This is a genomic window from Rhizobium sp. 62_C5_N11_2 (assembly GCF_051811185.1).
Lineage (GTDB): Bacteria > Pseudomonadota > Alphaproteobacteria > Rhizobiales > Rhizobiaceae > Rhizobium > Rhizobium leguminosarum.
Genome location: NZ_JBPWPW010000001.1, coordinates 2608013 through 2617739, shown reverse-complemented (window position 1 = coordinate 2617739; position 9727 = coordinate 2608013). Strand labels below are relative to the sequence as shown.

The 9727-nt window shown below is 62.3% G+C and carries 11 protein-coding genes; 5 read left to right on the top strand and 6 right to left on the bottom strand.

What is annotated here, in order from left to right:
• Window positions 1-177: 177 nt before the first annotated feature.
• Window positions 178-348, bottom strand: coding sequence for a hypothetical protein (locus tag AB8B31_RS13245; protein ID WP_018242662.1), 171 nt, complete (start codon window positions 346-348; stop codon window positions 178-180).
• Window positions 349-542: 194 nt separating this feature from the next.
• Between AB8B31_RS13245 and AB8B31_RS13240 the strand changes: the two genes are divergently transcribed.
• On the top strand, window positions 543-743 hold the full coding sequence (locus AB8B31_RS13240; protein WP_018242661.1) for a hypothetical protein: 201 nt from the start codon (window positions 543-545) through the stop codon (window positions 741-743).
• A gap of 1 nt (window position 744) precedes the next feature.
• Complete coding sequence (locus AB8B31_RS13235) at window positions 745-954, top strand: hypothetical protein (RefSeq protein ID WP_130652674.1); 210 nt, start codon at window positions 745-747, stop codon at window positions 952-954.
• A 101-nt stretch (window positions 955-1055) separates the two neighbouring features.
• Here the strand turns inward: AB8B31_RS13235 and AB8B31_RS13230 are convergent, their stop codons facing one another.
• Entirely contained in the window at window positions 1056-1946 is an 891-nt protein-coding gene (locus AB8B31_RS13230) for an SDR family oxidoreductase (protein WP_130652673.1), read from the bottom strand.
• Window positions 1947-2037: 91 nt separating this feature from the next.
• Between AB8B31_RS13230 and AB8B31_RS13225 the strand changes: the two genes are divergently transcribed.
• From AB8B31_RS13225 to AB8B31_RS13215, 3 genes are all read left to right on the top strand, one after another.
• Window positions 2038-2862 carry a helix-turn-helix transcriptional regulator gene (locus AB8B31_RS13225; RefSeq protein ID WP_018447088.1) on the top strand — a complete coding sequence of 275 codons (825 nt, stop codon included), beginning with the start codon at window positions 2038-2040 and terminating at the stop codon, window positions 2860-2862.
• Window positions 2863-3148: 286 nt separating this feature from the next.
• Window positions 3149-4690 (top strand): Ig-like domain-containing protein, encoded by a 1542-nt coding sequence (locus tag AB8B31_RS13220; RefSeq protein WP_130652672.1) that lies wholly within the window; start codon window positions 3149-3151, stop codon window positions 4688-4690.
• Between the two features lie 472 nt (window positions 4691-5162).
• Window positions 5163-5441, top strand: a complete 279-nt coding sequence (locus AB8B31_RS13215) for a hypothetical protein (RefSeq protein ID WP_018074348.1) — start codon at window positions 5163-5165, stop codon at window positions 5439-5441.
• A 103-nt stretch (window positions 5442-5544) separates the two neighbouring features.
• On the opposite strand, the gene ftsZ is transcribed toward AB8B31_RS13215, so the two are convergent.
• The 4 genes from ftsZ to AB8B31_RS13195 all read right to left on the bottom strand — a co-directional run bounded on the left by ftsZ (window position 5545) and on the right by AB8B31_RS13195 (window position 9674).
• A complete protein-coding gene (gene ftsZ / locus AB8B31_RS13210; protein WP_012758070.1) occupies window positions 5545-6564 on the bottom strand; it encodes a cell division protein FtsZ in 1020 nt (339 codons plus the stop codon).
• A gap of 258 nt (window positions 6565-6822) precedes the next feature.
• Window positions 6823-7473 carry a hypothetical protein gene (locus AB8B31_RS13205; RefSeq protein WP_130652671.1) on the bottom strand — a complete coding sequence of 217 codons (651 nt, stop codon included), beginning with the start codon at window positions 7471-7473 and terminating at the stop codon, window positions 6823-6825.
• Between the two features lie 150 nt (window positions 7474-7623).
• A complete protein-coding gene (locus tag AB8B31_RS13200; RefSeq protein WP_130652670.1) occupies window positions 7624-9009 on the bottom strand; it encodes a sensor histidine kinase in 1386 nt (461 codons plus the stop codon).
• A complete protein-coding gene (locus AB8B31_RS13195; RefSeq protein WP_130652669.1) occupies window positions 9006-9674 on the bottom strand; it encodes a response regulator transcription factor in 669 nt (222 codons plus the stop codon). The genes AB8B31_RS13200 and AB8B31_RS13195 overlap by 4 nt, the downstream gene beginning before the upstream one ends.
• Window positions 9675-9727 lie beyond the last annotated feature (53 nt).

The following is a 9727-nucleotide window of genomic DNA, read 5'->3' as shown; positions in this document are numbered from 1 at the left end:
TGTGATCACCACCAGCATTCATCGCAGACGCAGCCCAATGGAGACCTCGCCTGCGGCGTACGTACTCGGGCCTGACGGGGAGGTCCCGGACGTTTGTGCGCCCAGCGCGCTGGGCGCGACGGATTCATCGGGTAGTGGATAGCATCAGGTCACACGCGTTGCGGCAGCCTTCCGATCTCAATTGCCGTCGTTGGGCCGTGCCTTGGCGCTGTCATTGCTGCTGTCCGAGGCGGTTTTTCCGTCCGGCTGTTGGCCGAAATAGGTGCCGCCGAGGTGGCCGCCGGCGCTGGTGTTCTTGACCTGCTGTTCGGCGCGTTTCTGAAGTTCACGGGCGTTGGTCTTGCTCATTTTCGGCTCCATATTTGAGGTCGACCTGTGGTCAACCGATGGAGGCCGACACTGTTCCATATTTTTCTGCGCCAACGCCGGGGCTGGCTGTTCGGTGAGAGCAAAAGATCGGCCGACTGGCTGGCATTTGTGAGACTGGGCGGGAACAGTTCGGGGTTTTGCCTGTTGTTCGAATTCAACATGGAGAAACGAACATGGGCATGACGACACCGAAAGACGGCGCCCCCGGCACGACCGACCAGTCACCCCGCTGGGAAGGGCCGAGGGGGAATAAGCCTCGCGGCTACATGAAGGCCAAGGATGATCCGGATCGCGACCGTGACGCGCATGGCGAAAACAATCGCGACCCCGAGACCAGAGATCTCGGCGATGCGCTGAAGCAGAAGGGCGATTGACATGGCCAACACCGAGAAAGACGCGACCGGCCAGTTCGCCAAGTCGCGGGCCGACCGGAAGAGCACCGGCGTCGCCAGCGCCAAGCCGACCGTCATCACCGGCTCCGAGGATGCGACGGTAAACAAGAACCCGCCCGGCAAGAAAAAGCCTGAGAAGGATTGGGAAATTAATTACGATCCCGCCGATAGGAACGAGAGCCGGTCGCACTAGCTCGGGCTGCCGCCGGTTCTCCTCACGAGCCAAGCCGGGAGGCATTTCCGTTTTTTTCCAGTCACGGAAATGCTCCATTTTTATATGCGGGCACGGTTACGCTACCCACCGAAATAGGCCGGGTGGTCGATATCGGCGAGGAGGCCGGGCTGTTGCGGCTGCCAGCCGAGCAGCGCGCGGGTATGCTCGCTCGAGGTCGGGACGTCGAAGCCGGCAAACATGCCGAACCAGCCGAAATGCTCGGCCGCTTCTTCCCGTGAGAGCGAGACGGCGGGCACATCGAGCCGACGGCCGATGACCTCGGCGATCTGCCTGAAGGGAACTCCCTCTTCCGCGACTGCCAGGAACGGACCGCCGACGGCGCCGCGCTCGATCGCCAGGCGATAGACGCGGGCGGCATCGAGCCGGTGCACGGCCGGCCAGCGGTTCTCCCCTTCGCCGATATAGGCCGAGACGCCCTTGCGCCGGGCCAAATCGATCAGGATCGGCACGAAGCCGTGGTCGCCATGGCCATGCACCGAGGGCGGGAGCCGGACGGTGGAGGCGCGCACGCCGCGGGCGACAAGCGATACCGCGGTGATTTCGGAGGCGCGAGGGTAGGTCTCCGACGTCGGCATGGGCGGATCCTTCTCGGTGCCGACACGGCCGGGGGCAAAGCCGAGGCCGGCCGTGACCAGCAGCGGCCGGCCCGAGCCTTGGAGGGTTTCGCCGAGCGCCTCGATGGCGCGCCGGTCGGCGGCGCAGTTCTCCGCGAATTTCGAGAAATCGTGGTTGAAAGCCGTGTGGATCACGGCGTCCGCCTCAGCGGCACCGCTCTTCAGACTTCCCAGGTCGTCAAGCGTGCCGTGATGGACTTCGGCACCGGCGGCCGCCAGTTGATCCACTCCCTTGTCGGAGCGGGTTAGGCCGAGCACCTTGTGGCCGGCGGCGATCAATTCATCGACGACGGCCGAGCCGACCCAGCCGGTGGCTCCAGTGACGAATATGCGCATGTGATATCTCCAGTTTTTGCCGGAGACACATATCGGCTCTGCCTGTATCATGGTAAAGTAGTGATATTATCATGGTATAAAGGCTAACAGGATGGGTGAGTTCGTCACCTCAGACAACCGGCTCGGCGCCTATCTGAAGGGTCGCCGCGTCAGGCTCGATCCCGCCGCCTTCGGCTTTGCGGGGGAGAGGCGGCGCACGCCGGGTCTGCGGCGTGAGGAGGTGGCAAGCCGCGCCAATATCAGCCCGACCTGGTACACCTGGCTGGAGCAGGGGCGCGGCGGTGCGCCGTCTGCCGACGTGCTCGACCGGATCTCGCGCGCCCTGATGCTGACGGATGTCGAGCGCGAGCATCTCTTCCTCATCGGTCTCGGCCGACCACCCGAGGTGCGCTACCACAGGCAAGAGGGCGTGACGCCGAGGCTGCAGGGCGTGCTCGATGCGCTCGACCCGAGCCCGGCGCTGATCCGCAACGCCATCTGGGACGTGATTGCCTGGAATAGGGCGGCGACGGTGCTTCTGACCGATTACGGCGCGCTGCCGCCTGAGGAGCGCAACGTGCTGCGCTTCATCTTCCTCGATCCGCGCGTACGCGCCGCCCAGTACGACTGGGAAAGTGTGGCCCGCTTCGTCGTCGCCGCATTCCGCGTGGATGCGGCCCGCGCGGGTGCCGCGGCCGAGGTCGAGCCCCTCGTCGACGAACTCTGCCGCAAGAGCCCCGAATTCCTGGCGATGTGGCGCGACAACGACGTGCGCAGCCACGGCGAGGGCGCCAAGCACATCAAACACCCCATCCTCGGCCCACTCGCTTTCGAATATTCCGCCTTCCAGGTGGATGGCCGGCCGGATCTCAGCATGGTGGTGTACAACCCGGCGACGGCGGAGGATACGGCGAAGATCAAGGGGTTGGTGGGCTGAGGCGAGGGCAATTGGTCGATCGACGAGATTGCGGTCTTCATCGCCTCAGTCCCGACAAATCTGCAGTCATTCTGTGGATAGGCGCGCCCAAGATTTGAGCCGCGCGGATGGGGGATTTCAATGAATTCATATCTGCCGCGGTCTTGGGCGCCGCTTCGGGCTTGCTAGCATGACAAAGCTGTGAAAGGCTAAAATACCACTCCTGCTAGAAAATTTATTGACCGACCCGGTTTCAGCTGCTTTCCTCCCGATAGACCAAGGCGAATGGAGCTTGAAGGAGATATCCATGGCAGTGCTTGCAAAACCTGTGGCGGTCGATGATGTCAGGAGCGCTTCCGAGAATGATGTGATCTCAGGCAACCTGCTGGATAATGATCTGGCAGGGGGCTCCGGCAACATGTTTCTCAACTTCTTCGACGGCGAGCGGGTGCTTGCCAAGAAGGATGGTGCGATTACCGATATCGAGGGTGAATACGGCACGTTCCACGTCAAGGCAGACGGCTCTTACACCTATACGCTGAACGAGGCGGCCAAGGCGAGCTTCGTTGACGGAATGACGCTGACGGAGACGATCGGCTACAAAATCTCCGACGGCGCCGGCAATACCGATGTCGGCCATTTCACGCTCGACATTCACGGGGTCACGAGCCCGCCGGTCGCGGTCGACGACGCCTTCTCGTTCCGCGAAGGAAGCGAGATGGCCGGCAACGTGCTTGCCAATGATCACGCTGGAGAGGCGGGCACGCTTTTCCTGCGTTCGGTCGAGGGCACGAGCATTCCTGCCGGTCAGGGGCAAGGGCAGACAACCGACGTGGCGGGTGAATTCGGCACCTTCCATTTCGCAGGCGATGGAAGCTTCACCTACGATCTCGATCCGGCCGTAAAGGCGGGCCTCAACGACGGCGAGCATATCACGGAGAAACTCCAATATTACAAGGTCTCCGACGGCGCCGGTCACGCGGATGCCGGCGTGATCACGCTGACCGTCGACGGCGTGACGGACGGGAAGTCGTTGAACACCAATCATGTCGAGGCCCAGGCGGATGTGGTGCGCCCCTTCCTGGACCATTACGAACTCCAGGGGGTCGCGATCGATCCGCTAACCGGCAAGTATTACGTCAGTTCCGGCCATGGTTTCCCAGATGGTTCCATGGTGAGCATTTACGACAACGCAGCCGCATTTGAAGCCGACAACGCCAGCGGCGCCATCTCTCTCGGCGACTATGACAAGGGCGAATATGACATCGGCGGAACCTATTTTTCGGTCCGCGGCGGCGAGATCATCGGAAGAACCAACGAGGCGAGAGGCGAGGAGGACCCTTTCCCCGATCAGACCTATCTCGCAAAGTGGGATGCCGCCGACGGATCGCTCGATCAGAAGGGCGACCCGATTCCCGGCCTTATCGGCAAGAACGGGGCGGGTACGTTCGACTGGGGTGGATACACGGCCGTCAATACGATGCAGGATTCGACCGGCATTTACGTCGTCGGCCGCATCGATGATGCTACCTGGCAGGTCTCCAAGATCGATCCCGACACGCTCAACCCGATCGAATCCAAGACCTTCGCGGCCGGCGGGCTCGGCTACGGCTTTGCCGTCGACGGCACGTTCTTCTTCGGCGATTCCTCCAGCAGCGAGCATATCGGCACGGCCTTCGACTTTGAAACCGGGGTCAAGACAGCGGTCGACGTCAACATCGCCATACCGGGAGACGACTTGATCACCAACGTGGTCTATGATTCAGCGGCGGATAATCTCTACATCACCAACACCGGGATCGACGAAATCTCCGTGGTGCACAATATCTCGGACGTCCTGTTCATCTAGCGCATCGGCCCGAAAATCGGAATCGATTTTCGGAAAGCACGATGCGAGGATTGAAAGTGTTAGAGCGTCCTTTGTGCGTCCGAAAGCAAGCACGGCGTTCTATTCCTTACCGCTCGAATGCCGACCCCGCCCGTTCTCTTCACGGCGGGGCCTTTAACGGCGGCGTGAGGCGCGGATGCGGGCAGCGGGCTGCCTTCCAGGCCGGTCGCTACCACTGAGACGCGGAACTTGCCGTCGAGGCAGCGGTCGAGATCACCCCGACGTATGCAGTCTTGCCGTTGCGGACAAGGCCGCTCTCCTGCCAGTACGAGGCGTCTCCGGCTGTCCTGGCAGCAAGAGCGGCGGGCCGTGCGGAACATGGATGGCGGCCGACGCCTTCAGCCGGCCGCGTGGACCGGTCTCGGCCGATGATTTGGAACCATGATCCCGCCGTACTGTTTAACAGGAAGGCGCGGAAGCGCCGATAACGGGGATGCCGATTGCCGGCCAACCCGGTAATGACGATCGGCCTTTCGGTTCGCCTATGGAGGAGCACGACATGCAAACGACCCGATCGAAAGAACTGGCGGACGAATACCTGCGGCTTGGCGGCAAACGGCTGGCCAAAATCGATGACAATATTGTCAAGATCCGCCACTGGGATGATGACACGCCGGAGGCCGAGGCCTTCTGGCAGAAGCACATTGAGCCGTTGGATGACAAGCGCCGCGTAGAGGTCGAAACGCACCTTCCGACGATCAACGACCGGTGATCGCGGCGATTTCGCCGGAGCGCAGGACATTGAAGCACGACAGCGCCGCGCGTCTGAAAAGACGCGGCAGGCTGTCGTGCTCGGATATGTCGCGCCGCTGCGCTTACTGCAGCGTGCGCGTCTGGATCTGTTCGGCGGCGTGAGGCGCGGATGCGGGCAGCGGGCTGCCTTCCAGGCCGGTCGCTACCACCGAAACGCGGAACTTGCCGTCGAGGCTGCGGTCGAAGATCGCGCCGACGACGATATCGGCGTCTTCCTGCACTTCGTCACGAATGCGGCTTGCCGCTTCGTCCACTTCGAACAGCGTCATGTCCGAACCGCCGGAGATCGAGATCAGTACGCCCCTGGCGCCCCGCATCGAGATATCGTCAAGAAGCGGGTTGGCAATCGCCGCTTCCGCCGCCTTCATCGCGCGGCTTTCACCGGAGGCTTCGCCAGTGCCCATCATGGCGCGGCCCATGCCTGACATGACCGACTTCACGTCGGCAAAATCTAGGTTGATCAGGCCTTCCTTGACGATCAGGTCGGTAATGCAGCCGACGCCGGCATAGAGCACGCGGTCGGCGGTCATGAAAGCATCGGCGAACGTCGTTTTTGCATCGGCGATGCGGAAAAGGTTCTGATTGGGAATGACGATGACCGTATCGGCCGCCTGGCGAAGCGCCTCGATGCCGATTTCCGCCATCCGCATGCGGCGGTTGCCTTCGAATGTAAAGGGTTTGGTGACGACGCCGACCGTCAGGATGCCTGCGGCACGTGCAGCGCGGGCGATGACAGGTGCGGCACCCGTGCCTGTGCCGCCGCCCATGCCGGCGGTGACGAAGCACATGTGCGAGCCGGCCAGGTGATCCATGATCTCATCGAGCGACTCTTCGGCAGCCGCATGGCCGACCTCCGGCAACGAACCGGCGCCGAGACCCTCCGTCACATTCGCGCCAAGCTGGATGCGGCGCGTCGCCTTGGAGGTGGCCAGCACCTGAGCGTCCGTGTTCGCAGCGACGAATTCGACGCCCGCCAGCTTTTCCGCGATCATATTGTTGATCGCATTGCCACCACCGCCGCCGACGCCAATGACTGTAATATGCGGCCGTAGTCCAGAAATGCCGCTCTTGGCGTCCGTCATCGCGCTCTCCTTTGATGCTTCGTTCATGCCCACCCTCGTTTGCGGACGGCGAATCGTGCGTCCACGATACGCGAGCAACAAGGCAGAGGCGAGGCGAAAGACGTCGCGACGGGAGCGGCGATAATCGGGATGGGGCTTGATGGCGGCATTGAGGGAGGGAGCGTTGTGCCGGGAACTGACAATTGCGCTTAAGGCATAAGGTCCTCCTCCCAATGTTAACCCATGCCAGTCCTACGCTTAACAGCGCAGGGTGAGACACTATCCGCTTTTGAATTCAGCCAGAGTGGGGTCGAAGATGACTATTCCCCGGTTCTCCCATTCATCAGGATTGAAATCAGAAAGAAAACCATCGGGGGTAGGATGCAAACATCTTACAATCGGACCGGTGGGAAGCATCTGCAGGTAGAAAATATTCTCGAAGACTGGAGCCGGATTGAGTGCTTTCAGCTTCATTTTGGCCAACGCAATAGCCTGGCCGGGCGCGTCAAAGGGCTCGTGGGTCGGATAGATCAACAGGTGAGTAGGGATTGACACAACCTGATAGTGATTGGACTTGCTTGTAACGCGCTCGACCAACGCCTCTGCATACTGGCCAAACGTCCGAAGCTTGTTTCCGGATTTGAACGGGTTTCCTTCGCCGTCGTGCAGCACAAGCTCCGTTAGTTCGAGCTTTACCCGCCCGCCCGGTAGGTCAAGGGTGAAGTCGACGTCGTTCTCGGGATTCTGATGCCACCGGAACGCCACACCAGTCTTTGTCTTCCAGGCTTCGGCAAACAATTCAACCACGCGGAGTTCAATGGCGTCTTTGCTTGTCCCTAGCAGGTCACGCAGGAATTCGCCCGAAGCGTTTCCATCGTCCTCAACTATGACCCGATAGCGTCCTTGGTTACCGGTCGGCTTCTTCGCCATTGTGTTTCCTCAAGGTGAGCGAATTTTTGTAGAATTCAATGACGATTCTTTCTGGGAAAGCGGCGACGATGCTAACGTCTTCGTTTGCCAAAGACACCAAAGGCTTCAAGAACTTGTAGCATTGCATCAACCGTCTAGGCGATGCGGGCGTCAACTTCCTCCCGAAGCAGCGACGTGTGTTACCGCCACCGGCAAACATAGCACACACCTCAACCCCACCATCCCATTCGCCTCCAACACCAGCGACCCACCGTAAAGCCCCGCGAGCTCGTTGACGATGCTGAGGCCAAAGCCGTTGCCGGGGACGCGTTCGTCTTCGCGGACGCCCGGCAGGAGGACGGCGGCGAGGCGGGCCGGGGGGATGCCGGGGCCGTCGTCTTCGATGGTGATGCGGGCGGTCGGGCCGTCGCGGCGGGCGCGGAGGGTGACGCGGGAGGCGGCCCATTTGAAGGCGTTGTCGATCAGGTTGCCGAGCATTTCCTCGACATCGCTTTCGTCGCAGGCGACCCGCAGGCCTTGGGCTATATCGGTGTCGAAGGCGATCTTGCGTTCGGCATGAATCTGGCCGATCGCCCGGTGCAGATCGGCGATCGATGTTGCCACGTCGGTGCCGGCGACACTGTCCGACGTGGCCATCACCCGGCGGGCTGCGGCGAGGTGATGCTTGATCCTGTTATCGATCCGGGCGGCGATGCTGCGCAATGCGCCTTGCGGATCGTTTTTCTCGTCGAGCGCCAGCAGCAGGCTCGCCACCGGTGTCTTGAGGCCATGGGCAAGGTTGGCGAACTGCATGCGTGTTGCCGCCAGCCGCTCTTCGTTGGCCGCCAGCAGCGTGTTGGTTTTCAGTGAGAGCGGCGTAAGCTCGACGGTCGCCTCATCGGGCAGGCGGGCGCGTTCGCCCCGGTTGATGGCATCGATATTGGCCGCCATGGATTTCAGGGGGCGCAGGCCGAAGCGGATCTGCCAGAGCGTACCGGCCATCAGCACGAGGCCGAGCAGCAGCATACAGGGCACAAGCCAGAAGAGCGCGCGGAGCGCCGGACCGACGAGGGCGATCATCGGTGCCGTCGCGGTGATCGTCAGCGTCATGCCGTCGATGCTGCGCACCGCCTGGCGAAGATAGAGCGGCCCTCTTCCCCGATCACCGCCGCTGCCTGATGTCGGCATGCCCATCAGCACATGACGCAGATCCTGCCGTGGCGGCGGTGCGTCTATCGTGCCATTCATCAGGGAGCGGGAGGTCAGGCGTTGTTGCCCGTCGTCGATCTGCCAGTACCAGCCGGAGGAGGGGCGATCGAAGGGCGGCGCATCGAGCGGCGTGGAGAGGGCGATCCGTCCCTCGGCGTCGCGCGTCACCGCGCCGGCAAGGGCGCCGATCTGGATGTCCAAACGCTGGTCGACCTGCTCGCGCACCACCGTTTTCAGCGCCAGCCAGAGCACGATGGCGGCCACAGCGAGCGCCAGCGTCACGAAGATGCCGGAAAACATCAGCAGCCGGCCGGCGATCGATCGCGGCTTGAGGGACGGGGCCTTCATGGCGCCACTGCCGCCGTCAGCATATAGCCGCGGCCGCGCACCGTCTCGATCCGATCGGCTCCGAGCTTCTTGCGCAGGCGCGCGACGATGACTTCGATGGAATTGGAGTCGACTTCGGCATCGCCGTCATAGACGCGCTCTGTGAGTTCGCGCCGGTCGACGATCATCTCCTTGCGCAACATCAGACAGGAGAGCACCCGCCATTCCAGCGCCGTCAGCTTCAGCGGTAGTCCGTCGAGCTCGAAGGTGCCGAGCTGCGCATCGAAGACCAGTGCGCCGCAGACGAGCCGCGAGGCGGCATGGCCGGACGCCCGGCGCACCAGAGCGCGCAGGCGCAGCACCAGTTCTTCCACCTTGAAAGGTTTGGCGAGGAAATCGTCGGCGCCGGCCTTGAAGCTCGAGACCTTGTCCGGCCAGCCGTCGCGGGCCGTCAGCACCAGAACCGGCAGGTTGCGATCGCCCTCGCGCCAGCCCTTCAGCACGCTGACGCCATCGATCTTCGGCAGACCGAGGTCGAGGATCGCGACATCGAAGAGTTCGGTGAGCCCCGCATGGAGAGCGTCCTCGCCGTTGCGGGCGATATCGACGACGAAGTTTTCCGATCGCAGCACGGCGGCGATCCGGCCGCTCAGGTCTTCGTCATCTTCGACGAGCAATACGCGCATGGGGCAGGGCTTTCATCGCAGGGCATCTCTGAGGACGGGCCAAAACTATCGGG